This window comes from Methylotenera sp. L2L1 (assembly GCF_000744605.1).
Lineage (GTDB): Bacteria > Pseudomonadota > Gammaproteobacteria > Burkholderiales > Methylophilaceae > Methylotenera.
The window spans coordinates 901,179-926,370 of sequence record NZ_JQMG01000001.1; the positions used below are offsets into that span (position 1 = coordinate 901,179).

Below are 25,192 nucleotides of genomic sequence, written 5' to 3' on the forward strand. Positions count from 1 at the left end.
TGTTAGCTAACTTTTGATGATGCCGTGTTAATGGCGATGACTGCCGGATGATTAGCGCGCCGTTCTACCGAGATGGCATAGAATCGTTCTACTACTTGGTTGGTTTCACCAATTTTAATCACATTATGTTGTGTGATGACCTCGTCCGCAATGATGGATGGGGCACAGAAAATACCAACACCAGCTTGCCCAAACGCACGCATGAGTGCGCTATCATCAAACTCACCGACGATTTGAGGTTGAATGCGTAGGGTATTTAGCCATGACATCAAACGTTTACGCACAGCGCTATCTTCACCAGGTACCAAGAGCGGTGCGTTACTTAAATGATGTGGAAATACCTGCTCATGGGGTTGCGCAAGGGAAGGCGCTGCGAAAAAGCTCAAGCCACACTCCAATAGTTCGTGACTGCGGCCCTTAATATCAATTTCACTAGGCATTGGTCTATCAGACAGCACTAAATCCAGACGGTGAATCGCCAACTCACCCAGTAAAGACTCTAATTTACCTTCACGGCAAATAATTTTAATGGGTTCTGCCAGCGACATAGCTGGTGCTAGCAAGCGATAAGCGATGGATTTAGGAACTGCATCTGAAATACCTACTCTAAATAGGCGAGAACGCTCTTTAGAGCCTGCGCGTAAAGTTTCTTCTAGGGCATTACCAGTTTGGAAAATATCCTCAGCATAAGTGAGTGCTAACTCTCCTGTTTCGGTAAGCTCAATGCCACGGCCCACTTTTCTAAATAATGATACACCGAGTGAGGCTTCGAGAATGGCTATCTGCCCACTGATGGTTTGTGGGGTTAAATGTAACTGCTTGCTGGCGCGAACGATGCTACCGGCTTTAGCCACAGCCCAAAAATAGTGGAATTGTTTGTAATTAATCATATAGACGAACAATAGCTCGTAAAAAACGATTAATCAATCAGAAATATTCTGCTTTTATTGAATATAGAAACAGACTAAAGTAGCAGCATTATCGTCATGCCTGATTTAACAGGTAACGGATTAAAGCGAAGGAGACCATATGAAACGTATTTTATATTTTCTAGCAACTAACTTAGCCATTGTGTTTGTGCTATCTATTACCATGCGCATTTTAGGGGTAGAGCCGTACTTGAATGCCAATGGCTTGGACTTGAGTAATTTATTAGTCTTTTCTGCCATTATGGGTTTTGGTGGTGCGTTTATCTCGCTAGCGATTTCTAAATGGAGCGCAAAACGTATGTCGGGCGCGGTGGTGATTGAAGAGCCACGTACAGCCACTGAAATATGGTTGGTAAAAACAGTGCGCGCACAAGCAGATGCGGTAGGTATTAAGATGCCTGAAGTCGCAATTTTTGATACGCCAGAGGTAAATGCTTTTGCAACCGGCATGACTAAAAATAGCTCATTAGTAGCGGTTTCTAGCGGCTTATTAAATGCCATGACCAAAGATGAAGCTGAAGCAGTATTGGCACATGAGATATCGCATATTGCTAATGGAGACATGGTGACATTGACGCTGATTCAAGGCGTTGTGAATACCTTTGTGATGTTTTTATCCCGCGTGATTGGCTATGTTGTGGATAAAGTCGTGTTTAAAACAGAGCGCGGTACAGGACCTGCCTTTTTTATTACGATGATGATTGCGCAATTTGTATTAGGTATTTTGGCATCTATGATTGTGATGTGGTTTTCACGCCAACGTGAGTTTAGGGCGGATGCGGGCGCGGCTAAATTATCAAGTAAAAACAAGATGATTGCAGCCTTGCAACGTTTGCAGGCACAGCATGAGCCATCAGCATTGCCTGAACAAATGGCTGCATTTGGTATATCTGGTAAAGGCGGGCTATCAAAATTATTTGCTAGCCACCCAGGGCTGGATGAGCGTATTGCAGCATTGCGTGAATCACAATAAGTATAAGCGGCTGCTTTAGCTAGCTAGCCGTTAGGGTAATGAGAGGCTGAGAGATATAAGCAATATTTCTCAGCCTTATTTATGTCAGGCGACGTTGTAGGATAACGAAACTGGCGGATGAGTAGGTATTAATAAGATTAGAGGCGTACATGAATGAACTGCAGTCGATAGGCACTTGGTGGATGTGGGGAGGTTTTGGCATATTTGTAGTCGCCATGCTGGCCATTGATATGTTTGCGTTAGGGCGCAAAGGCGCACATAAGGTAGGGGCGCGTGAGGCGCTTATTTGGTCGCTGGTATGGTTTATGTTGGCGATGGTGTTTGGTGCAGCGTTATGGGCGTGGTTGGACTATACAAGCGGAAGAGCGATAGCCGATGCCAGAGCGATGGAGTATCTCACAGGCTATTTACTAGAAAAAACACTGGCGATGGATAACATCTTTGTGTTTGTGATGATTTTTAGTTATTTTGCGGTGCCGTTGGAGTACCAAAAGCGTATATTGGTGTATGGCGTATTGGGTGCCATTATTTTGCGTGCCTTAATGATTCTGATTGGCGCGTGGCTGATTGCGCAGTTCCATTGGGTATTGTATGTGTTTGGGGCGTTCTTGCTGATTACTGGTATCAAGATGTTTGTGTTTGCTGATCATGAGCCGAATTTAGCGACTAACCCTTTGCTTAAATGGTTACGCCAACATATTCGTATTACGGATAAGTATCACGCTGATAAGTTTTGGATCACCGAGAACGGTGTGCGTTGGTTTACGCCTATGTTTTTGGTATTGGTGTTGATTGAGTTTTCAGATGTGATTTTTGCAATGGATAGTATCCCTGCTATTTTTGCGATTACCAATGATCCGTTTATTGTATTTACCTCAAATATTTTCGCTATTTTAGGCTTGCGTGCGCTGTACTTCTTATTAGCTGATATGGCAGAGCGCTTTCACTTGCTTAAATTTGGCTTGGCGTTAGTGTTGATATTTGTAGGCATAAAAATGCTGATAGTAGAGTGGTTCAAAATTCCAGTGGCAGTTTCATTAGGGGTAGTAGTGGCAGTGCTAGGTACAAGTATGTTGCTCAGTTTATTAGCGACAAGAAAAGTAAAGTCATAATTAAAAAGCCCGCTTTAAGCGGGCTTTTTAATGGGTGTTACCGAGTATAAATAATAGATTATTTAAATGACATACGTTTCATGGTGCCATCTTTATCAACGAACTTATGTTTTAGAGCGCCTGCAATATGAATGATGACAGCTAGTAGTAATAGGGCACCGACAATCTCATGTGCTTCTTTGAATATATCACGCATAGTGCTGTTATCTAAACCAGCGATGAAGTCCATACCAAACCACATCACACCGTATTTGCTGTTAACAGCCATAATCAGGCCTGTGACAGGCATTGCTACCATCAATAAATAAAGCAGGTGATGCATACCAGTGGCTAGCTTTTTCTCCCAAGCTTTGTAAGAGATGAGCATCGCAGGTGGGCGGTGCGTAATGCGCCACAACACACGAACCGCGATAAGCGCTAGTAATGTGATACCGATTGATTTATGTAAGTTAAAGTAAAAGGTTCTCGGGCTAGCTTCTTTAGCAAGCTCCCATGTATATATGCCTAAATCGAATAAATCAAAAGCCGATTGTTTTGCGGCCTCTTTAGGCAGCTCACTCATGTACCAACCTAGTGCAAACATACCAATAATAACAAGTGCGATCAGCCAGTGAAGAAAGACCGCGGTTTTTGTATAGCGTGTAGAAGCTTGATTCATAGTAATATCCTAGTGGCACTAAATTAACATTCAACTGTGACCATGGTCACAACGAATGATTGCATAAAACGTAGTTATTTTAATCGCTAACCCTAGCGCAAGGAATCATTCATGAAAATTTTAATGATAACCATGAGTTTGTTTTCAATGATTGGCTGTTCACATGCGCAAGTACAGCATGACAGCTTTGTGGTTGAGGCGGTGGCTGACGGTATTTATGTACATCATGGGGAGCATTTAGATATTGATACTGGGTATCAGGGTGATATCTGCAATATTAGCTTTATTGTTGGTAGTAAAGGCGTTGCTGTGATTGACACAGGCGGCAGCCTGAAAGTTGGCCAGCAATTACAGACGGCTATTCGTAAAGTCACGCCTTTGCCTGTGTTGTACGTGATTAATACGCATGTGCATCCTGACCATATTTACGGTAATGCTGCATTTTTACCCAAGAACCCTAGCGAGCCCAAGCCAGCCTTTGTCGGCCATGAGAAGTTGGGCAATGCGATGGAGGTGAGAAGTGAGCAATACACTAGGCTCAATGAGCGGTTTTTGCATGATGATGCAAAAGGCAGTGACTTGATTAAGCCGACACTGGCTGTTAAAACTACACTGGAGCTTGATTTAGGCGATAGAGTGCTGATATTAAATGCGCATCCATTGGCACATACCAATACCGATATTACGTTGCTTGATCGTAACACCGGTACTTTATTTGCGGGTGATTTATTGTTTATAGAGCGCACACCAGTGATTGAGGGTGATATTAAAGGCTTAATTGCAGAAATAATAAAATTAAAGGATAGCCCTGCAAAGCAGGTGGTGCCAGGGCATGGGCCTGTCACTAAAGATTGGCTGGTTGCATTTACAAATGCCGAGCGTTATTTGACCGTATTATTGAAAGATGTACGTGCAAGTATTCAGGCTAATGAAGGGATGGAAAAAGCAATGGATACAGCAGCTGCAAGTGAGCGTAATCACTGGAAACTGTTTGAAATTGCTAATCGACGCAATGTAAATACAATTTACCCTGTATTGGAATGGGAATAAAAAAAGCGGCAATTTCTGCCGCTTCTTGCTGTGTAACTTTAAGACCTAGGCTTACATTTAAGCTTTTTTCTTACAGTTATCTAAGCTACACGCTGTATTAGGGTTTACATATAGCAGTAATAAGCCACCAGCAATTGCTAGATACTGTAACACTGGTAACTTGAGTAATAGGGTTAGAGCGACGATATAAATAGCCATGAACAATGCAAATGCTTTGGTTTTATAACCTAGTAATAAAGCCAAGCCACCAACAAAGTTCACAAAAATAATCAGTGGGGCAAAAATGCCAGGCAAGCCTAAGCTACCCAAACCAGCTTGATATTGCTGATATCCATCAGGATTGCTGGTAAAACCAACAATCAGCGCTACGACTTGAAGTAAAAAGAGTTGCGCTAATAAAACGCGTGCTGCAGTTGCTAAGTATTTTTGCATATAAAACCTTAATCATTAATTAAAGACCAAGGTTGCATAATGCCTGTTACTGCAAACGCTCGCAAGGGGATAACAGTGCAAGATAGTTTCAATATTGAGAAAGTAAGATGGCAAACGCATGCGCAGCAATTAATCGCTGTGCGAGAGGCTGTGTTTATCGTTGAGCAGAAGGTACCTGTTGCATTAGAGTGGGATGGTTTAGATGAAACGGCTCAACATTTACTGGCATTGAGCTCAGCAGGAGTGGCTGTAGGCTGTGCAAGGCTGCTGGGGGATGGTAGTGTTGGACGTATGGCTGTAATAAAGCTTTGGCGTGGCCTAGGTGTGGGTGCGGCGTTATTAAATTCGGCTATTGCTTATTATCGGCAGCAAGGGATAGATGTGGTCACACTCTCAGCCCAAGTGCATGCAATCGCGTTTTATGAGAGATTTGGATTTAAGGTATGTAGCGAAGTTTACGTCGATGCGGGTATTTTACATCGGGATATGCAACGCATCGACGCGTAGGCGATTAGGGTAAATTTTAGATATTAAAAAAAGCCTAATCAGTACTGAGTAGGCTTTTTATCAAATCAAGTTATCTCGTCAAGCTTAGTTCATTAAGGTTGACGAGAGTCTAAGGCGAATTACTTGTTCATTACGTACATTGTAACTTCGAAGCCGAAACGCATTTCAGTCGCTGCTGGTGTTGTCCACATAATAATTCTCCTTTAGTTTTATTTACATCAAATTGATGTCGTACTTGTATGATTCACATCATACTCATCGGTTTCAATTCACACGTATGTACTTTAATGAATGCGAGCTCATGATTTTACTTAACTTAAAGGGTGGTGAGTAATTTGTGCATTGTAGTGGGGTGCCCGTATCAAATGTATGTAGTATTTCTGAGTAACAGTCAGGATATTCAGTTGTTGGTATCAAAAATGCTTTTAATTTCATAAAAATCAACAACTCAACGCGCTATACTGATTGCTATTGGGAGAATCTATGGGTTTAGATGTACGTACCATCATGGTGATGTTTGCCATGTTGTCTTTTATGTTTTTCTGCTTATTTGAGTTGGCAGGGTTGCGCGTAGGCCGTATTCGTGGCGTAAGGCAGTGGGCAGTCGCAAATTTATGTATCGGTCTAGGTTTTAGTTTAGCTTATTTTTTTGGGCGCACCACACCCGGACATGACTGGGCAGTGGTGTTTGGTGTGACGTTAATTGCAACGGGTGCTTGCCTGCAGTTAACGGGGATTCAGGCGTTTAAAGAGCAGCCAACTTATTGGCGGCTAGTGGTGTTATTTATTGGCATTATTTTTTGCCAGAGTGTTTGGTTTAATGTCATTCACCCAGATTTTCATGTACGTGCTAGTGTAAATTCTTTCTTATTTTTCTTTATTTATGCGGCTTGTACCCGTGTGCTCTTGGTAAAAACAGAAGCTTCATTGAGAGTGTCATACTGGTTTACGGGGGCGTCATTTGCGATGCTGGCCGTGCTACTGGTTGCGCGTGGTGTCGTTATTATGCGTTCACCAGATGAATCTATTGGCTTGCACGTTAATACGGCCATTAATACCCTGCCATTTATCATCTGTTGTTTATTGCAATTTTGCATCGCATTTGGTTTGCTATTGATGCTAAACCATAGGCTGATTGCCGATGTATACCAAGTGGCATCGCGTGATGCACTGACTGGCACTTTGAATCGACGTCGCATTGAAGAAGATGCCTTGCGCCTGAGGGCGCGCTGCATGCGTACTGGCGAGTCATTAGCGATTATGATGATCGATATTGATTTCTTTAAGTCTATTAATGATCGTTATGGACATCCTGCCGGTGATAAGGTGCTTTGCTGTTTGGCTGAAATTGCTCAAAAATCGATTAGACCAGATGATTATTTTGCACGTTATGGTGGTGAAGAGTTTTGCATGTTGCTAACCGCTACGACAGAAAATGAAGCATTGGAGTTGGCGGAGCGCCTACGTTTGGCTTTTGCACAGTTTACGTTAGCACTGGGGAAAGAGCGTCTTAATGTGACGGTGAGTATAGGTGTTGCAGACTCGCGTGATATTGGCTTGGAGTTTGCAGACCTTGTGAAAGCGGCGGACCAGGCGCTGTATCGCGCCAAGCAAAACGGCCGTAATCAGGTGGTTGCTTACTCAAGTATGCGTGTTGATGATACGTTTTAACCTAGGGAACACGGAATAAGTGGCCATGTAGGCGAATTGCTTCGTTCTTGGCTCATTCTGTCTAGGTTTCTCCGTTCCGTGCGCCTCGCACTTCATCCCGCTCGCTCACTTGTTCCGTGTTCCCTAGGAAGATAATCCTAAGGTTCGCAAGTTAGCTACGCGTCCGTGGTAAAGCGCGGAAACTAAATCAGACTGTGTCACCATGCCGACCAAGCGGCGCTCATCGTCAACCACGGGAATATGATGGTGGACCTTAGTTTGCGACATCAGTGGAATCAGTTCAATAATATGCATATTGATGGATGCCGTGACGGCTGGCGAGGTCATGATTTGGCCTACCACTTCAGGTTTGTGCGAAGACAGTGTATGGGTTCTGCGGATAAAGTTTTTAAGTTTGGCTTCAAATCCCTCATATACCTCTAAATTGGCATGCTGCATAAAGTTGGCCTGCGTGATGATGCCCACTACACGCCGAGCTCTGTCAATCACAGGTAGCGCTTTGATTTCATGCTGCCGCATGAGCAGCCAAGCGTCTTCCAGCAAGGTGCCGAACACGACGCTGACCACATCTTTAGACATAATGTCTGCGCAAACAATCTCACCAAAACGGCGCCGATAAGCGTGCATTTCAGTTTGTTGTAACAAGCTTTGCAAATCATCGCGGCTTACGTCTAGCACTTGGTTGTATTCTTTGAGTACCGCATTTAAATCTTCAGTATTAAAGCCAAAGCGCATTTCAGCGGGAATATCCTTGGTTAAATGCTGAGAGGTTTTTGCTGCAAGATGCGGATAAGGGCGGCGTGTTGCATTGTTGAAGAGAATGGCGACCAGCAACAGGATGAACGAGTTAAGCGCGACCGGTGCCAATACAAACCAATAGCCTTGTGCATGGATAGTAGCACCGCCTAGCACCGCGGTGAGCGCTACCGCACCGCTGGGCGGGTGTATGCACCTTAAGGCAAACATGGCCACAATTGATATGCTGACTGCCACCGCAGCCGCTGCAGCAGGGGAGGTGATCCACATAGCGCAAGTCACGCCGATAAAAGCGGCAGTGGTATTGCCGCCGATAATAGACCACGGCTGTGCTAATGGGCTTGAAGGCACGGCGAATAACAGTACGGCAGAAGCACCCATCGGGGCTATTAGGTAGGGGATAGTGCTAGTATCGCCCTCTATTAAAACGGTCACTAAGCCAGTTAATAAGATGCCGACAAATGCGCCAACACCAGCGCGTAGACGTTCAGTATGATTAACGGAAATTCGTTCTGGGACAAAGCCTTTCAGCCAATATTTAAGTTTTTCCAAGCTTGCTGACCTAAGTAATTTTTTAATGATATTACACTATGCACCAATTTGGCGCACCAGTTTAGTGCGCTGACGCTGTGCACGGCTGGCTCGGGGTACATGCCAGAGGTGCTTTATTTGCATGTAAATTGCTTAAAGCAGGGCTATTCTATAAAATCCTACTTTATAGAATAGCATCATTGATTTTATTCATATTTTTCATCGTTTTATTTTCTCAAGGATTTCTCATGTCAAAAATCATTTTCAAAGCAGGCGAAGCTACTGTTTACTCAGAAGGTAAAGACGTTACCGCAGCAATGCCAGAAATCTTAATCGGCGCGGTTGACGGCCCAGTAGGCCAAGCGTTTGCAAACTTAATGGCACAAAGCAAAGGTCACACTGCAATGTTTGCGGTACGTGATATCAACCAATTAGTACGCCCAGTATGTATGACCGTACCTAAAGTAACATTAAAAGGCAGCACAGATGTAGCCTTGTTCGGTGGTGTGGTGCAAGCAGCTACTGCTGATGCGATTTTGGACTGTGTAATCGAAGGTATCATCCCTAAAGAGCAAGCAAATGATCTATGTATCATCAGTTTGGTGTGGATTGACCCAGGTTGTATCGAGCTAGAAAAGGCAGGCACTTTAGACAAAGCTGATATGTACAAAAACAACTACGATGCGACTAAATTGGCGATCAAACGTGCATTGAACGACGAGCCTAGTATTGATGAGTTGATTGCTAACCGTCACAAAATCAAACACTGTATGTGGGAAGATTCTTGGGATCAAAAATAAGATAGCTTACTAAGTTATCTAATCTATATGGATGCTTAAGCGCTAATAGGCTTAGGCATGAAAATATAGGTGAACAAAAAAGCGGCTAATAGCCGCTTTTTTTATTTCTTAATTAAGATATCACTGACACTGCGTGCCAGATTGAGTGCTGAAAAACCGGTTTTTAACCACTTGAGCACGCGTGCCGGGCGAATCACGCTGATGGCTGTGGTGACCCCTAGCATTAAGATAGGGTGTTGCCTGACGTAGCGCACCAGTTGAAAGCCACGATAGGCAATGGTTAATGGTGTGCCTAAAGGCGCGATATCTTGTGCGAGTAAAGCACGTTGCGACGCTGCTTTCAGGATTAGTTTTTCGCGGCGTTCGGCGATGGTTGCGCGTTTAGGACTCACAAATCGCTCCTAATCTTTACTGGTTTCTTGATGATCTTTAACCAGTTCCGCTAAGCTGGCTTCGAACATTCTAGGCATGGATTTGAGTGCGCGTATCGCTAGTGCGCCAATGATGCCGCCCGTCACAATAAATAGCCCAGTCAACAGGCTTAGTACGAGTAAACGATGCGTATCCCAGAATAAGACCACAATCAGGATTGCCAGCAGCACCATGCCAAAGCATAGGCAGAATAGCGCAACAAAGGTCATCGCCAGTAATGAGATTAGACGCTCGCGTCCCTCTTCTAAGTCGGTACTTAGCAGTTCAAGACGCGTGTGTACAATGCCAATACAAGTGTTGGTGAGCCTTTTCAGCGAGCCTAATAGCCCGTCATTGTTATTGCTATCACTCATTGCAATTAACGGCGGCCAATAAGTAAGCCAACCACTAAGCCAACACCAGCTGCGATGCCTACCGCATGCCACGGTTTGTCGTGCACATAGTCATCAGTTGCGCGGGCAGCTGCTTTGGTTTTTGCGACTAATACCTCTTGTGCGTCAGCCAGTTTTTCTTTTGCAACGGCTAAAGATTCCTCGGTTTTAGCACGTAAGTTAGCCATGGCCTCACCACCTTGGCTTGCAGTCGCTTTTAATAAGGCTTCTGCATCGGCAATCACTACTTTAAAGTCAGTAATCAATTGCTCTTTAGAAACATCTACTTGTGTAGGTAAATTATTGTTAGCCATTTTTATTTCTCCTATGATTGTTGTTAGATGAGGGGGTATGACCGTTGTTTGAGCGATAGATTCAATTTCTTAGTTTTAGTGTTTCTGTATGGTTTAATCCTACGCCTTAGCAAGACATAGGGCAAGGTCTTGTGAGATTAAGATGGGTGCTAGAGTAAAGATAAGAGAATATTTCGTACTGGGGTGGGGATTGCCGCGCCGATGGCATCTTCGATACTTAACCAGATAAAGCCAGCTTCTCTTGCATGTGGCACTTGCTTGGTGACGATTAACGGCTGCGGTTTGATGTGTAGCTTGAAATGGGTAAATGCATGACTAACGGTTGGCAGTGTGCTGTCTGCGGTGGCTGATATGCCAAACTGATTCAGGCTAACGGCTGCGTAATCATTGCTTGTTTCTGTATTTTCTTCGTATTCTGGGAAGCTCCATAAGCCACCCCATATGCCAGTGGATGGACGTTTTACCAGCATGACTTCATTGCCTTGTCGCAAGATGAGCATGGTTGTGTTTTTTTCAGGGATGCTCCTTTTGGGTTTTGATGTAGGCAGTACAGTGGTGAGGTTCTGCTGGCGTGCTAAACAGCCGTTATTTAACGGGCATACCGTGCATTTAGGTTTGCTTCTGGTGCAGACGGTTGCGCCTAAGTCCATCAGGCCTTGGGTGTAGGCAACCATATCTGACTGCGGTAGGAGTTGCTCAGCAAGCAGCCATAATGATTTTTCAATTTTTGGGGTGCTCGGCCAGCCTGCAATTGCAAAGTGCCTAGTCAGCACGCGTTTAACATTACCATCCAGAATAGTTTGTACTTGATGAAAGGCAAAGGAAGCGATTGCCGCAGCTGTAGAGCGACCAATCCCAGACAGTGTTTGTATGGTGTCGAAGTCTTGCGGGAACACGCCGCCATGCGCGTCTACGATGGTTTGTGCAGCATTATGCAGGTTGCGCGCTCTTGAGTAATAGCCAAGGCCGCTCCAATGCTGCAGTACCTCGTCTTGGGTGGCATTTGCCAGCGCGGCAATGGTTGGAAACCGTGCCATGAATTTAGCGTAATAACCAATCACAGCAGTTACTTGAGTTTGCTGCAGCATAATTTCAGAAACCCAGATGGCGTAAGGGTCTGTGGTGTTTTGCCAGGGTAGGTCATGGCGCCCATGTATTTTTTGCCAAGTAATAAGGCGGCTGGCAAAATCAGTCATGAATAATAGGCTCTGTGGCTAGTCGCGTATGGAGGATTGCTAAATCGTTGATTCGCTATCGCTAATTAAAAGTTAAGAAGTTTTTTGAGTTTTTGCTCAGCTTTTTCTTTTGCAATTTCTTCAGCAGATTTTGGTTGTTCTGTGGTTGTGCTGTCTGTTTTAGTAGCGTCGCCTGTGGCTGGTGCAGTTTCTGTGGATTTGCTCTTACCTAACAAACCTTTTAGCGCATCCACTTTATCTCCATCACCGATTAAGCTTTTAACCGCACCTGCTTTATCGCCGCCTACTTTATCTAGTAGGTTAGATTTAGCAATCGCAGTGCCAAGAGAGGCAAAGTCAACGCCATATTTAGGCGCTGAGAAGGTACCGGTTACTTTTACTGGAATTGAAACGCCAGCAAGTGAATCTAACTCAGCGCCGCCTTGTCCTTTGATTGATTTAACAATGGTAGGTTTGGCTAAGTAATTAATGGTTTCATTGGCGATATCGACATCACCTCGGCTGTCGCCCTTAGCTAAGCGTAAAATTGGGGCTTTCATGGCGAGGTCTTCATTGTGTGCGACGCCATTTTTAATATCAAAGGATGCTGATAGCTCGCTAAAGTCAGTTTTTTGTGTTTGATCAGCGCCAATACTGCTTTGGCCTTTTAGGATGTTTAGCTTAGATTTTGCATTGCGAATGGTGCCTGCGATATCAATGCCTTTGATTGCGCCATCTGCAAGTTGCAGTGAAGATTTACCGTTAAGCGCTTTTTTCATTGCGCCAACGGTATTACCAGAAGCGGTCACATCTACATTAAGTGTGCCTTTGCCGTCTAACATGTCGTTGTTAATGGCATCCACCAATAAAGGGCCAATGGCGATGCCTTTCATATCTTGTTTAAACGCAATACTGGGCGTGTTGCGCGCATCAACGCTGAGAGAGCCGTTCATACTGCCTTGATACAAATTGGCAGACAAGGGCGCAATTGTCGCAATGCCATTGGCGGCTTTTAGATCAACACGTACGTTTGAGGCTTTAGTTTTACCGTATCTTAAGTTGCCAATGCGGATAGAGCCGTTCGCATTTAGTGCTTTAAGTGCGCTTAAATCAATGGGAGCATCGCCAGTATTTGCTTTGGTTTCAGCTGGTTTATCACTTGCAATGATGTATTTATCAAGATTCAGCTGGTCAATATCAAGATCAAAGGTATAAAGCGGCTTACTAAAGTGGCTGATACCTAAGCCACCTTTAATTTGGCTGTCATCAAACTTAACATTCAGCCCTGATAAAGACAGCTTTTCACCATCTGCTTTAATGTTGACGTTTAGACCGGATAAGCGATATTTATCATAAATAATATTGCCAATATTAACCTTGCCATCCAGTAATAGATTACCTAGGGCAGATAAGTCAGCAGGTTTTTGGCTTGCAGGTTCGGTTTTCTTAGATTCAGTTTTAGGGCTAGCGCCTAGTAATTTGTTTAAATCTAAAGTGTCAGCGTTTAAATTAAACTGAATATTAGGCTTTTTAAAGTTAGCGACAGCAACCTGACCATTGAGCTTGGTGTTATCAACATTCATGATGAATTTGCTGTTCACTTGCTCTTGTTTAGCGTCAGCGTGCAAACTTAGATCAAAATTCACTTTGGCGCTACCGTTAGGGATAGCAGGGTCTTTAATATCTACATTGCCCGCAAATTTTGGTAAGTCAAAAATCAAGCTTTCAAGATTGCCTTGGAACGGAGATGAAAACTTGCCGTTAATGCTGCGTTTGCCCTGAGTACCGGTAATTTCGCCGCTGATGCCACTGCTTTGTAGGGCTTTAGGTGAGCCTTTAATGTCAGCCAGTACTAAGCTTGCTTTAAATGAGTCGCTCGCTTTTTCTTGGTTTAAGTTAACAGTGATTTTCTTGCTGGTGACTTCATCCTTTTGCGCAACCAGTGCGGGTGCGTTTAAGTCTAGTGTGACTTTGGCGCCATCAAATTGACCAGATAATGCCAGTTTTAGGCTGTCGATTAAGAATTCACGTGTTTCAGGTTTAGCATCAATATCGCCGCTCATGGTAACGTTTACGTCTTTACCACCTAGTAAGTTGCCTTTAATTGAGGCGTCTAAATCTTTTGCGGCAAAGTGTTTGGCTTCAGGGTCTGCTAGGAAGGTGCCTTTTAATTTCACATCGGCAGCGATTGCAGGTTGGTTCGCAGTGGCGCTAAAGTCAGTGGCTAAATCAATCGGCTCAGCTAACGCGATATGACCAGAGGTTAAATTGAATTTAGAAAGTGCATATTTTGCACCAGTGCCTTCATCGGTATAGTTGACGGCAGAGTTGGTGACTTTAACGCCATCCACATCAAACTTAATTTGCTCGGACTCTTCTTCATCTTTGCTGAGTAAGTCATCAAAGTTAGTGGTGCCGTCTTTATATTTAATGATATTCGCCTGAGCGCCATCGATGTAGATGGTATCTACCACCAGCTCCTTTTTCAGCAATGGCAGCAGTGCCAGTGCCACTTTTGCACCTTGAATCGAAGCAAAGGTTTGCTCAGAGTTGTGTTCAGAAATTGAAAGTTTGCCCAAATCTGCACCGATTTTTGGCCAGAAAGCGAGCTTGATATCACCCTCAATATTCAGGGTGCGCTGTTTTTTCTCTTGTACTAGCTTAATGATCAGCGGTTTGTAATCATTGGGGTTGAAGGTAGCGGAGATGATGGCAACGGCCAACACCAGCAAGGCAACTACGCCAGCCACGCCATAGAGGCCGTATTTTAATAATTTTTTCATGATGTCACCTTATTTAAGTCTTATTGATGATTCGATGATCGTCACCATCTGTATTACGCATTCATATTGTTGTTTTTAGTGCACAGTCCAGTCCACTAAGCCTGTATACGCTGTGAGCAGCACAATGCCGCCAAACACCAAGCGATACCATGCAAAAATCGTAAAGTCATGGTTGCTGACATAGCGAATAAGCGCTCTAACCGCAATCATGGCACTAATGAACGAAAATATAAACCCCATTGCCCATGCGCCCATGTCATCCATGCTGAGCAGGGCACGATCTTTGTACATAGAGTAAATAGAGGCAATGCCTAGGGTTGGGACAGCGAGGAAAAATGAAAATTCCGCCGCAGCTTTGCGTGATAGCCCAAAAAACAGCCCGCCGATAATCGTTGAGCCAGAGCGCGACATGCCAGGAATCAATGCAACGGCTTGTGCCAGTCCCAGTTTTAAAGCATCCAAGGGGCGAATGTCATCCACCGTTTCTATAGTGACGGTGTGCGTACGCTTCTCTGCCCATAAAATAATAAAGGCACCAATAATAAATGCCATGGCGACAGGCACGGGTTTAAATAGGTGGGTTTTGATAATGCTGCCAAAAGCCAAACCCAAGATGGCTAGTGGCAAGAAAGCAATGGCTAAGTTAATGAATAAGCGATTGGCGATGGGGTCGCGCCCGATACCGGCAAATGTACTTATAAAACGTCTACGATACTCCCATACCACCGCTAAGATGGCACCTAGTTGGATGGCAATATCAAATACGTTGCGCTTTTCATGGTTCATGAAATTGAGCAGGTCGCCGGCCAAGATCAAATGCCCAGTGCTGGAGATAGGCAAGAACTCAGTTGCACCTTCAACAATGCCCAGTAAAGCGGCTTTAAGTAGTAACAAGATATCCATAAGCTGATTTTAATAAAGAAAGAGGTTTTTAATCGGCAACCAAGTGCACAGGCAACGATGAACTTACGTTAATTGCAAGGTGCATAGCAAGGCTAGGCGCATGATGCGAATGACTTAAATCATGAATAGAAAAGGCGCATAAGCGCCGTTTCTATTGCGATGTATGTTATTTCAACATACCCATGACGGCTGTCAGCAGGTTGCCTGAATTGCCGTCTACTTCACCATTCGGCGTCATTTTGTCGATTGCCTGCGGTAAGTATTCTGCAATTTTCTCGCTGATGTCACTAGGTGACATGGTCAGTTTCTCAGCAATACCGGCAATGCTGTCACGGCCTAGCACTTCAATCACTTGCTCGGCAGAAATTGGCAAGTTATCGCCTTTGCTAATCCAGGACGCAGCTTGTTCAGCCAAGCCAGCCTCATTAAATTTAGCAAGTACGCCCTCTAAGCCACCATTCTGTTTAAATAGATCCATGGCGATTTGCACCATAGTGCCTTTATCACCGCCAATATTGCTTAACACTGCGCCAGCTAAACTATCAAATAATCCCATGACGAAACCTCGCTATCAATAATTAATCATTAAGCCAGATGCTACATTAAAAGCGCTCATCGTTGCGTAAATATCGCCATTCGCCAACCGGTAATTTACCTAAAGTCACACTGCCAATACGAATACGTTTTAAACCTACTACGTGCAACCCCACCATTTCGCACATACGGCGGATTTGGCGTTTTTTGCCTTCACGTAATACAAAGCGTAATTGGTCTTCATTTTGCCAGCTTACTTTAGCTGGTTTTAATTTCACACCATCTAAACTTAAGCCGTAATTCAAGCGTTTTAGGTCGGCATCACTTAGCTCACCGGTTACACGTACTAAGTATTCTTTTTCTACCGTAGAGTCTTCTCCAATCAAATGGCGTGCAACGCGGCCATCTTGAGTGAGCACTAACATCCCTGTAGAGTCAATATCTAAGCGACCAGCTGGCGCTAATCCATGTAGCATGCCGCGGTGAAATTGCTTAGGATTATGGTGGTGCAGTTCTGGATCGTCTTCCCACTGATTGTCTGGGTGTACCAATACAATAGCTGGTTGATAACCATCTTCAGCTTGGCCGCTTACATAGCCAACCGGCTTATGCAAAATAATCGTAACGTTTTCAGCTTGATATTCTTGTGCATAGCTACTGATCACAATTTCAGCATCTGGTGAAATGCGTGAGCCTAAGGTGTCGACAATTTCATCGTTGACCTTGACCCAGCCGTTTACAATCCATTCATCCGCTTCACGACGTGAGCACAGGCCGCGTTCGGCCATCACTTTGGATAAGCGTGGTAAATCAGGTTGGCTGGCATTTGCTTTAGCGGCAAATGCTTCTTTATTGGTGCGGTTTTTATCAAACTCGCTGGCTACAAAGCCATCACGCACTTTACCGCCGCGGCGTGGCGGGTTGCGGTAAGCGCCTTCACGATCTGCTCTATCGCGGGTGGTTTGCATGCTGTCCAATTTGTGAGCATCTGGTCTGCGCGCATCCGGATTAATCGGGCGCGGTGATGGCGCACGGCTATCTGGCGTTTGTGCTCTAGGTGCAGATGATGTGTGCAACGAGCCATCATGACGGTGGTTACGTTGACGTGGCGCATCTGCTGGTCTTGCTTCATCTCTAGCTTGGTCTCTAGATTCACTTCTGGCACGTACAGGCGCGCTCATTTCCGGTTCGCTAGGGCGTTGTGGCCTAACCGGTGCAGTTGTTCTATCACGCGTAGGCGTGTTTGCGCGGCGTACAGGTGCTTTACTTGCCACATTGCTTGGGGCATCACCAGATTTTTTTGAGAGTTTTAAAGTAGTCAAAAGTTTTTTCCTTGAATGTTGCTATTTTACGCCTTTTTATTTGCTAGGCGTGAATACAATTGATTGAATTAAAAACAAAACAGCCAGTGGATAGCTGGCTGTTTTAATGACATCACCTCAAAATCGAAACTGACTTAAAACTGAGCAAACGCAATTAAGTTCTTTAATTGACTCAGCTGCTAGTTACAGCAATTTGCATCAACGTAAAGCTTATCTTCTAGTTATCTACTTTACCAAACCATACGCTTTTCAGTTTAGCGACCTTATACAGCAAGCCTGTGTTTTCATTAGAGAGCGCATCTAAGAATAGAGATAACCTGCGTGATTTAACGACCGTGTAAAACGTGAGTATGCTTACCGGTACAAAGATACTGACAAAGTAGGCGATTTTTTCTACGATAGTCGCTTGAGAGAAGTCAAAAATATTCATTCCTAGTAAACCGCTGGTCATGGTGCCAATTAAGCCTAAAATGGTGACTACCGTCAGCCTCACTACCGTATCTGCCTGGCGTTTAATTTCTTCGCCTTCTAAATATTCAGCCATATCCATAATGCGGCTACGTGTTTTTCTAAACAAATCTACCGTGTTTAGTTGATTATGCATCATGGCAAATATATCTTTTGCGACAGCCTGATCTGACACGCTTTCGAACCAATAGCGATGGGTAAATCGCAAGAACACCCCCATCACATTACGGATGCTTTGTCTAAATGTTTTGATAGACGTTTCATCTTCAATATTTAGGCGGCTAATGGCTTGTACCATGCGGTCTGACAGCATTAAGAGAGCCGCTTTTTGGAAGTGGGCGATTAAAAACAGTAAGAAATATTGGCTTTGATAATTGCGCTTAATGCCAGTTCTCTCATTGGTGTACACACGATGCTGTTTACTGCCAACCACAATAAAATTTTGTCCTGTACACATGATGCGAGTGGTGCTCCACGGGTCGATTTTATTGTTATCCCAGTAGCGGTCGTAGCAGTGTTTTTGTTCGAAATGGCTTAAAAACTCTTCGGTAAATGGCAGCGTTGCAGAATCCCATGGTTGGGTGACCAAACCTAAACGTATCAAATCGCCACGAGTCAGTTTACTAATGTCTTCAAATGCTAGATAAGCCATTAATGGCATGCGCTGATATTCAATTTCTCGATAACGAATCTGGCCCTCTTGGCTGGAGTAATGCTGCACCAAGGGGTGCATCAAGAACTCCCAGTGCAAAGAAACGCAGGGGACGTGGTTATCTTTTACAAATGATAAATATCGGGCTTTGTCTTGATAATCAGAGCATGCAAGCACATGGCCTTGTTTATCTAACCACTCAATGCTTTTTGCGCAGTGGCCAGCATCGCCATTTTCTTCCCAATAGTTAGGGTAAGTGCGTCCTAATCGATACAGAATCTCCATAGCATGATTGAGTTGGATATTTTCTCCGGTGACTTCAAGCGCCAAAAAGGCGACATCAATATCATAGAAAAAATACAGCTCAATATGGGCTACCTTTAATACGATAGGGGCTTCGTGATTGTTGAGCGTAATGCGGACTTGATTCACGTCGGAACGTGAAAAGATATGAATCGGTGATTCACCATAGCCGCCAGATTCGCGCCCATGCTTGCCTTCGCCATATAAAAAGCGCTGCGCGAACGGCATGAACGTAACAAACTCTTGGTAACGTACTTCACTTAAAGATTGTTTGGCTAATGAGAATTCATCTTCGATTTCTTGCCAAGGACAGTTTTCAGCTTTAAGGATATCCCACGGGCGCTGGATCTTCTGGCTATTGGATTCTGAAATCAGCTGGACAGGCCAAAGTAGGGTTTGCCTAAAGTCGGCAACGACACTGGATTCAATATTGTTCACAACGTTAGCCAGATTAATATAAAAGAAGATAGCAAAAGTTTAGCATAATGCGGGTTATGTGTAGAAAAATGACTACTAGAGCCAGTACTCACGAATTTTTGCATCAGAGCATTTTGCTAGGTCTGTTGCGTATGCTACGATTTTGATTGATTCTATGCGTAAGCCATTGCTTAAGCTAAAGCTCACATCGAATGTTTCACTATTTGGAAGTTTTTAGGGTGGGCAACTTGTTGCACACGAAATGTTTAAGACTGCGTGGGCAGAGCCTGCCCACCCTACTTGACGAATTATCATCTTACAAATCTAAAGTTAAATTTTTGATTTGTAAGGATGCTGTGTTCAACAATATAAATCAGATAGTTATTAAATATTTATATAAAGAAAAAGCCAGCACTTTGGCTGGCTTTCTAAATTGCAAAATGGATTCCCGATTACTCGGGAATGACGGCTGGGGCAATTTAACTATCTAATAAACCCAGCCAAAAAGTGTTTAGACTTTTTGGTAAACTTCAGAGCCCTTTTTCACAAACTCAATGGCTTTTTCCTGCATGCCTTTGGTCAGCGCTTCTTGCTCAGAAACACCTTGCTCTGCTGCGTAGTCACGTACGTCTTGTGAGATTTTCATTGAGCAGAAGTGTGGGCCGCACATTGAGCAGAAGTGCGCTTGTTTTGCGCCTTCTTGTGGCAATGTTTCGTCGTGGAATTCTTTAGCTTTCTCTGGGTCTAGGCCTAGATTGAACTGGTCTTCCCAACGGAATTCGAAACGTGCTTTTGATAAAGCATTGTCACGGATTTGTGCGCCTGGGTGGCCTTTTGCTAAGTCTGCCGCGTGTGCTGCGATTTTGTATGTGATGATACCAACACGTACGTCTTCTTTGTCTGGCAAGCCTAAGTGTTCTTTAGGCGTTACGTAGCACAACATTGCACAGCCATACCAGCCGATCATGGCAGCGCCGATACCTGAGGTGATGTGGTCATAACCAGGTGCGATGTCTGTAGTTAATGGGCCTAATGTATAGAATGGAGCTTCACCGCAATGCTCTAATTGCAGTTCCATGTTTTCTTTAATCAGGTGCATTGGTACGTGGCCTGGGCCTTCGATCATACATTGTACGTCGTGCTTCCAAGCGATTTGGGTTAATTCCCCCAATGTTTTCAATTCAGCAAATTGTGCTTCATCGTTGGCATCGTAGATTGAGCCTGGACGTAAGCCATCACCTAAACTGAATGAAACGTCGTACTGTTTCATGATTTGGCAGATGTCTTCAAAGTGTTCGTACAAGAAAGATTCTTTATGATGCGCTAAACACCATTTCGCCATGATAGAGCCGCCGCGTGACACGATACCAGTCATACGTTTTGCTGTCATTGGGATGTAAGCCAAGCGCACACCTGCATGGATAGTGAAGTAATCCACACCTTGCTCTGCTTGCTCAATCAATGTGTCACGGAAGATTTCCCAAGTTAGGTCTTCAGCTTTGCCGTTCACTTTTTCAAGTGCTTGGTAGATAGGCACAGTACCGATAGGCACTGGTGAGTTACGGATGATCCACTCGCGTGTTTCATGAATGTTTTTACCTGTTGATAAATCCATCACGGTATCGCCACCCCAACGTGTACTCCACACCATTTTTTCAACTTCTTCACTGATAGAAGAACCTAGTGCTGAGTTGCCGATGTTAGCGTTGATTTTTACCAAGAAGTTACGGCCGATAATCATCGGCTCGATTTCTGGGTGGTTGATGTTCAGTGGGATGATGGCGCGGCCGCGAGCCACTTCATCACGTACGAACTCTGCTGTAATCATTTTAGGGATGTTTGCACCGAAATCTTGGCCCGGGTGTTGTGTTTGTAACAGCGGGCTCATGTTTTCACGGCGTTGATTTTCACGAATGGCAATAAACTCCATCTCTGGGGTGATAATGCCTTTACGTGCATAGTGCATTTGCGATACGTTTTGGCCTGCTTTAGCGCGCAATGGTTTGCGGTGCAGGTTAAAACGCATTTCTGAAAGTTCTGGGTCAACTAAACGTTGGTGGCCGAATTCGGAGGTTGGGCCGTCTAATTGCTCTACATCGCCACGTTCCATAATCCAGCCGGTACGTAATGCAGGCAAGCCATTACGGATATCGATGCTGATGGTTGGGTCTGTGTATGGGCCTGATGTGTCATAAACAACAACTGGTGGGTTTTTTTCTGCGCCAAAAGCAGAAGGAGTGTCGCTTAATGAAATTTCGCGAAACGGTACGCGGATGTCTGGGCGTGAGCCCTCAACATAAACTTTGCGTGATTTGGCAAAAGGGGTGGTTGCGCTCTCATCAACAGAGGCAGTTTCATTAAGAAACTTGGTAAGATTTTTATCGGTGGCGTTCAAGTGTGGCTCCTAGCAAAAACGTAAGGAGCAGGAAAACTGCGTGCCCTTACTAGTATATTTGTAGGAAAGCGGATAGATGCTTTCCTACGGCGGCATGACCCGCATCAGGTTCGAAGGGTATATCTCACTGCATTTTGTTAAAACATTTGTTTAAAAACGCAGACCCCTAGCAATTAGCGAAATATACGCTAAATTTGCTATAAAACCAAGTGTTTAAGTCAAGTGTTTAATCGCAGTAAATGGTTTGTTAAAGTAAAGCTTGAAATAGCCGTAATTAGTAAGTGATGCTAACAGTAGTAAAGTCAGTTTATAAAAATCGGTATAATTTGATGGCAGTCTTAGGTGTTGGTACGTCTAGGTGAGCCATTTTTTGATGCTGATATTGTTTAAAACGCAGTGTCGGGATATATTTTTTGTTACACTGGTCATACATTGAGTCGCATTAACTCAAACTTAACAATGGTATTGGTGAAATTATGGCATTAGCTATTTATATTGGTTATTACCTCGTTGCAATTACAACGCTCTTTTTTCACTTCACTGGACATTTAGAGCGCTGGGGCATGGAGTGGGTGATTCTTGTTTTGGCGGCAACCGTATTTCCTGTGGTACTTTACGTATAAGTGCTGCTTTACGTTTAACCCATTGAAACAGGTTGTAAAGAAAAAGAATTCTTTGTTATTTCTTTACAACAAACGCTCTTGCCGCTTTTGCTTGTTTTTTAAGGCCTAAGTTCACAACCCTAGGCATAAACCCATTGAGCCATGCAAAAAATGACTCTGGTTGCCCAATAAACACTTCCTGTTTTTGATGTTCTATCGCTTTAACAATAATCGTCGCTACTTTTTCCGGCTCATCAATATTCCCCCCAGTTTTAGCGAGCATGGCGAGTGTGGCTGCATCATTCATGGGGGTATTGACGCCGCGTGGCGCAATGTAAGTGACTGCTATGTTAGTGTCCACTAGCTCTCGGCGTAATGCTTGTGAAAAGCCGTGAACGGCAAACTTGCTGGCACAGTAGGTTGCATAGTGTGGAAAGCCAAGTGAACCAAGAATCGAGCCTATCATCACCAAGTGGCCTTGGTTGTTCGTTTTGAAGTGAGGCAATAGCGCGTGTGCAAGCAGGATAGGGGCGGTGACGTTAGTGTTAATCACTTGCGCGATGCGTTCTGGGCTTTGATCTTCAAACTGAATAAAATCAAGAATCCCCGCGTTGTTGATTAAAATATCAATGTTGCCAAATTGCTGGGTGGCTTGTTGTGCGAGCTGCGGTACGCTGCCGGGGACTTCAAAGTCTGCAACCAGCGTTTTTGCATTGCCACCCTTATTGTGAATCAGCTGTGCTAGGCTATCAAGTTTAGTGCTGTCGCGGCCAACCAATATTAGGTTGGCGCCTTTGCGAGCAAGTTGTAATGCTAAGTGTTTACCAATACCACCCGTGGCGCCTGTGAGTAGGATACATTTGTTTTTTAGTTGCATAGGAATGCCATTCAATTTTGCATGTATTGGGTTTCTATTGTACGGAATATATCACCATATAACCTATAAAATATTTTAGCGCTGTGAATCAGGGTTGCTTGGTCTTCTGGGCTAGTAATTTGATTCATCAGGCTTTCGTAAAAAGAGACATGGCTAATATCCAGAGAGCCGTGGGAAAGTAAGTAGCTAAATGCTTTTTTGGGTAGGTTGAGTGATTGCATTAAAGTTTCCCCTGCTTGCGTAGCAACCGCTGTGCTGGTGCCTTCTAGTACCAGTACCATGCCGAAAAAGCCGACTGGGTTGACACGGTTGATCATGTCATAGGCATAAGCCACCATGACCTCGGTGGCAAGGCAGGCACTTGTCTCGGGCGTTGTGCTGCTGCGAACGGCCTCTTTATCACCGCCACATGCTGCAATGTCGTTGAGTACCCATTCTTGATGACCCATTTCTTCTTCAATATATTCGCCAATCGCAGTACGCAGCCATTCATAGTGAGCAGGTAGGCGGCCACCGCATGCCATCAGTAGCGGTGTCGTGTGTTTTACGTGATGATAAGCCTGAGTTAAAAAGCCAACATAAGTATCATGAGATATCTCACCTGCTGCACCTTTGGTAATGAGCGGTAAGCTTAGGAGCTCTGCACGCTCTTGTTCAGTCTCTTTTAGTAGTGTTTGATAAAAAGTCATGCGTATTGTCTTTCATAAAGTGCGTTAATTCTGTGTTGGTAACACTGCCAAATCATGTCTCTTCGGTTTCTGCCATTCGCAGTAAGTTGTTGGTTGCTGAGGCTGAATGGTGCGTCTGCGCTAATCCATTGTGAGATTCTTGCGTAGTCTGGCAGGCTTTCGTTAATGCTTTGTATTGCGGTCTCAATCTCGGTAGCTGAGCTACTGTTGGCAACGATAATAGCGGTGTTCCATGGCTTGGCTTCGCCAAATAACGCGGCTTGCGCAATGTAAGGAGAAATTGCGAGTTCGCGCTCCACCCATTCTGGCGAAACGTTGCGACCAAAAGAGGTGATAAAGATGTTCTTTTTGCGGCCAGTGATGACGAGGTAGCCTTCTTCATCAAGATGTCCAATGTCGCCGGTATGAATGCGGTTAGACTGCGCTGTGGTTTGTCCTACGTAGCCCAGATAGGTGTTGCCTGAGACGATTACTTCTTGGTCGTCTGCGAACTCTATTTTGATGTGGGGTAACACCTTACCGACACTGCCGATTTTATTAAATGCTGGTGTGTTGAGCGCAACTACAGAGGCGCACTCTGAAAGGCCGTAGCCTTCGTATACTGGCACTGATAACGCTAGGGCGCGTTTGAGTAAATTAGGCGATACCGATGCGCCGCCGACGGCTAAGAAGCGTAATGAGCTTGGTAGTTCTGCGCCAGTTTCAACTTGGCATGACTCAATTTGGCATAACTCAACCTGACAAACCAGTGCATTGAGTAGCTCTGGGGTGAAAATTGCGGTTGTTGCTTGTGCGTGTTTAAGTGCTGCGATTAGCTTCTGAATATTGAGGCCTGATGCGCCACTTAAGCCAATTTCACTGCTAGGCAGGAGTACACAAGTGGCGCCAGCCAGTAACGGTGCATAAATACCAGCGACATTTTCTAATAAAGTAGCCAGTGGTAACACGTTCAAATGAATATCATCTGGCGTTATTTTAGTCGCCTCAGCAATCGACTGTGCCACATTGGTCATGCTTTCTAGACTTAAGCACACGCCTTTAGGGTTGCCTGTGGTGCCCGATGTGTAAGTGATTTTTGCAGTATTAGATGGTAATGCAACTTTAGCTGATGGATGTAATTCAAATTGCGTGAGGGTTTTGCCAGCAAGCGTCGATTGCGTCTGATTTACAATCTTATCTTTTAACAGTGCTTCAAATAGCGCGGGCTGATCTGTCACAATTGCGTTGGCACCGGCATCTTGTATCGCATGCAGCCATTGCGAACTTGAGAAAAAGAACGGTAGTGGAATGAGGGTGATGTTACTTGCTAATGCCGCTAAATCTAACACCACCCAAGCAGGATGATTCTCTACTGCTAAGGCGATGGTTGCTTGTGGTTTTTGGGTAAAGTCACGCCAGGCTTGGCTCTGAATTTCAATGGCAGTGTGTAGTTCAGCATAAGTGAGGCTGCAATCTAGGCCGCGTAGTGCAATGTTCTCTGCATGGTGGCTCGCATGTTTGGCGACTGCCTGATTAACAGTGTGTTGCTGCATCATG

General features: G+C 44.5%; 25 protein-coding genes and 1 riboswitch. Of the genes, 7 read left to right on the forward strand and 18 right to left on the reverse strand.

Going from position 1 to position 25,192, the window contains the following annotated elements; translation table 11 throughout:
• Positions 1-2 precede the first annotated feature (2 nt).
• Entirely contained in the window at positions 3-890 is an 888-nt protein-coding gene (gene nhaR / locus FG24_RS04240) for a transcriptional activator NhaR (RefSeq protein ID WP_036301387.1), read from the reverse strand.
• A 139-nt stretch (positions 891-1,029) separates the two neighbouring features.
• On the opposite strand from nhaR, the gene htpX reads away from it, so the two are divergent.
• Together htpX and FG24_RS04250 are read left to right on the forward strand one after the other, a co-directional pair.
• Entirely contained in the window at positions 1,030-1,902 is an 873-nt protein-coding gene (gene htpX / locus FG24_RS04245) for a protease HtpX (RefSeq protein WP_036301389.1), read from the forward strand.
• 149 nt (positions 1,903-2,051) lie between these two features.
• Complete coding sequence (locus tag FG24_RS04250) at positions 2,052-3,014, forward strand: TerC family protein (RefSeq protein WP_036301392.1); 963 nt, start codon at positions 2,052-2,054, stop codon at positions 3,012-3,014.
• A gap of 58 nt (positions 3,015-3,072) precedes the next feature.
• On the opposite strand, the gene FG24_RS04255 is transcribed toward FG24_RS04250, so the two are convergent.
• Positions 3,073-3,672 carry a cytochrome b gene (locus FG24_RS04255; RefSeq protein WP_036301395.1) on the reverse strand — a complete coding sequence of 200 codons (600 nt, stop codon included), beginning with the start codon at positions 3,670-3,672 and terminating at the stop codon, positions 3,073-3,075.
• A gap of 111 nt (positions 3,673-3,783) precedes the next feature.
• Here FG24_RS04255 and FG24_RS04260 point away from each other — a divergent pair, with 111 nt between their 5' ends.
• Positions 3,784-4,722, forward strand: a complete 939-nt coding sequence (locus FG24_RS04260; RefSeq protein WP_036301397.1) for a quinoprotein relay system zinc metallohydrolase 2 — start codon at positions 3,784-3,786, stop codon at positions 4,720-4,722.
• 57 nt (positions 4,723-4,779) lie between these two features.
• On the opposite strand, the gene FG24_RS04265 is transcribed toward FG24_RS04260, so the two are convergent.
• Positions 4,780-5,154 carry a DoxX family protein gene (locus FG24_RS04265; RefSeq protein WP_036301400.1) on the reverse strand — a complete coding sequence of 125 codons (375 nt, stop codon included), beginning with the start codon at positions 5,152-5,154 and terminating at the stop codon, positions 4,780-4,782.
• Positions 5,155-5,193: 39 nt separating this feature from the next.
• Between FG24_RS04265 and FG24_RS04270 the strand changes: the two genes are divergently transcribed.
• Positions 5,194-5,661: a GNAT family N-acetyltransferase gene (locus FG24_RS04270; protein ID WP_036301404.1), complete on the forward strand. Its 468-nt coding sequence runs from the start codon at positions 5,194-5,196 to the stop codon at positions 5,659-5,661.
• A 119-nt stretch (positions 5,662-5,780) separates the two neighbouring features.
• Here FG24_RS04270 and pqqA read toward each other — a convergent pair whose 3' ends face one another.
• Positions 5,781-5,852, reverse strand: a complete 72-nt coding sequence (pqqA, locus tag FG24_RS12855; RefSeq protein ID WP_012777389.1) for a pyrroloquinoline quinone precursor peptide PqqA — start codon at positions 5,850-5,852, stop codon at positions 5,781-5,783.
• Positions 5,853-6,144: 292 nt separating this feature from the next.
• Here pqqA and FG24_RS04275 point away from each other — a divergent pair, with 292 nt between their 5' ends.
• Positions 6,145-7,332, forward strand: coding sequence for a GGDEF domain-containing protein (locus tag FG24_RS04275; protein ID WP_036301406.1), 1,188 nt, complete (start codon positions 6,145-6,147; stop codon positions 7,330-7,332).
• Between the two features lie 123 nt (positions 7,333-7,455).
• On the opposite strand, the gene FG24_RS04280 is transcribed toward FG24_RS04275, so the two are convergent.
• On the reverse strand, positions 7,456-8,640 hold the full coding sequence (locus tag FG24_RS04280) for an HPP family protein (RefSeq protein WP_081880940.1): 1,185 nt from the start codon (positions 8,638-8,640) through the stop codon (positions 7,456-7,458).
• A 227-nt stretch (positions 8,641-8,867) separates the two neighbouring features.
• Here FG24_RS04280 and fae point away from each other — a divergent pair, with 227 nt between their 5' ends.
• Complete coding sequence (fae, locus tag FG24_RS04285) at positions 8,868-9,419, forward strand: formaldehyde-activating enzyme (protein ID WP_019896743.1); 552 nt, start codon at positions 8,868-8,870, stop codon at positions 9,417-9,419.
• Positions 9,420-9,520: 101 nt separating this feature from the next.
• Here fae and FG24_RS04290 read toward each other — a convergent pair whose 3' ends face one another.
• From FG24_RS04290 to thiC, 10 genes are all read right to left on the reverse strand, one after another.
• Positions 9,521-9,811 (reverse strand): YqjK-like family protein, encoded by a 291-nt coding sequence (locus FG24_RS04290; protein ID WP_036301413.1) that lies wholly within the window; start codon positions 9,809-9,811, stop codon positions 9,521-9,523.
• A 9-nt stretch (positions 9,812-9,820) separates the two neighbouring features.
• Positions 9,821-10,204 (reverse strand): phage holin family protein, encoded by a 384-nt coding sequence (locus FG24_RS04295; RefSeq protein ID WP_036301415.1) that lies wholly within the window; start codon positions 10,202-10,204, stop codon positions 9,821-9,823.
• Positions 10,205-10,209: 5 nt separating this feature from the next.
• A complete protein-coding gene (locus FG24_RS04300; RefSeq protein ID WP_036301418.1) occupies positions 10,210-10,536 on the reverse strand; it encodes a DUF883 family protein in 327 nt (108 codons plus the stop codon).
• A gap of 149 nt (positions 10,537-10,685) precedes the next feature.
• Positions 10,686-11,732 carry an A/G-specific adenine glycosylase gene (mutY, locus tag FG24_RS04305; protein WP_036301421.1) on the reverse strand — a complete coding sequence of 349 codons (1,047 nt, stop codon included), beginning with the start codon at positions 11,730-11,732 and terminating at the stop codon, positions 10,686-10,688.
• A 65-nt stretch (positions 11,733-11,797) separates the two neighbouring features.
• Positions 11,798-14,494 carry an AsmA family protein gene (locus FG24_RS04310; RefSeq protein ID WP_036301425.1) on the reverse strand — a complete coding sequence of 899 codons (2,697 nt, stop codon included), beginning with the start codon at positions 14,492-14,494 and terminating at the stop codon, positions 11,798-11,800.
• 75 nt (positions 14,495-14,569) lie between these two features.
• Positions 14,570-15,397, reverse strand: coding sequence for an undecaprenyl-diphosphate phosphatase (locus FG24_RS04315; RefSeq protein ID WP_036301429.1), 828 nt, complete (start codon positions 15,395-15,397; stop codon positions 14,570-14,572).
• Between the two features lie 166 nt (positions 15,398-15,563).
• Complete coding sequence (locus FG24_RS04320; protein ID WP_036301433.1) at positions 15,564-15,953, reverse strand: YidB family protein; 390 nt, start codon at positions 15,951-15,953, stop codon at positions 15,564-15,566.
• A 46-nt stretch (positions 15,954-15,999) separates the two neighbouring features.
• A complete protein-coding gene (locus FG24_RS04325; RefSeq protein ID WP_036301437.1) occupies positions 16,000-17,253 on the reverse strand; it encodes a pseudouridine synthase in 1,254 nt (417 codons plus the stop codon).
• Positions 17,254-17,470: 217 nt separating this feature from the next.
• Complete coding sequence (locus tag FG24_RS04330; protein WP_036301440.1) at positions 17,471-19,114, reverse strand: hypothetical protein; 1,644 nt, start codon at positions 19,112-19,114, stop codon at positions 17,471-17,473.
• A 490-nt stretch (positions 19,115-19,604) separates the two neighbouring features.
• Complete coding sequence (gene thiC / locus FG24_RS04340) at positions 19,605-21,488, reverse strand: phosphomethylpyrimidine synthase ThiC (protein WP_036301447.1); 1,884 nt, start codon at positions 21,486-21,488, stop codon at positions 19,605-19,607.
• A 64-nt stretch (positions 21,489-21,552) separates the two neighbouring features.
• A riboswitch (TPP riboswitch) is annotated at positions 21,553-21,666 on the reverse strand.
• Positions 21,667-21,964: 298 nt separating this feature from the next.
• Here thiC and FG24_RS12725 point away from each other — a divergent pair.
• On the forward strand, positions 21,965-22,111 hold the full coding sequence (locus FG24_RS12725; protein WP_200876865.1) for a hypothetical protein: 147 nt from the start codon (positions 21,965-21,967) through the stop codon (positions 22,109-22,111).
• Positions 22,112-22,166: 55 nt separating this feature from the next.
• Here the strand turns inward: FG24_RS12725 and FG24_RS04345 are convergent, their stop codons facing one another.
• From FG24_RS04345 to FG24_RS04355, 3 genes are read right to left on the reverse strand one after another with little or no spacing between them, the layout of a single operon-like run.
• Positions 22,167-22,967: an SDR family oxidoreductase gene (locus FG24_RS04345; protein WP_036301449.1), complete on the reverse strand. Its 801-nt coding sequence runs from the start codon at positions 22,965-22,967 to the stop codon at positions 22,167-22,169.
• 11 nt (positions 22,968-22,978) lie between these two features.
• Positions 22,979-23,656, reverse strand: coding sequence for a TenA family transcriptional regulator (locus FG24_RS04350; RefSeq protein ID WP_036301451.1), 678 nt, complete (start codon positions 23,654-23,656; stop codon positions 22,979-22,981).
• Positions 23,653-25,191, reverse strand: a complete 1,539-nt coding sequence (locus FG24_RS04355; protein WP_081880997.1) for an AMP-binding protein — start codon at positions 25,189-25,191, stop codon at positions 23,653-23,655. The genes FG24_RS04350 and FG24_RS04355 overlap by 4 nt, the downstream gene beginning before the upstream one ends.
• Position 25,192 lies beyond the last annotated feature (1 nt).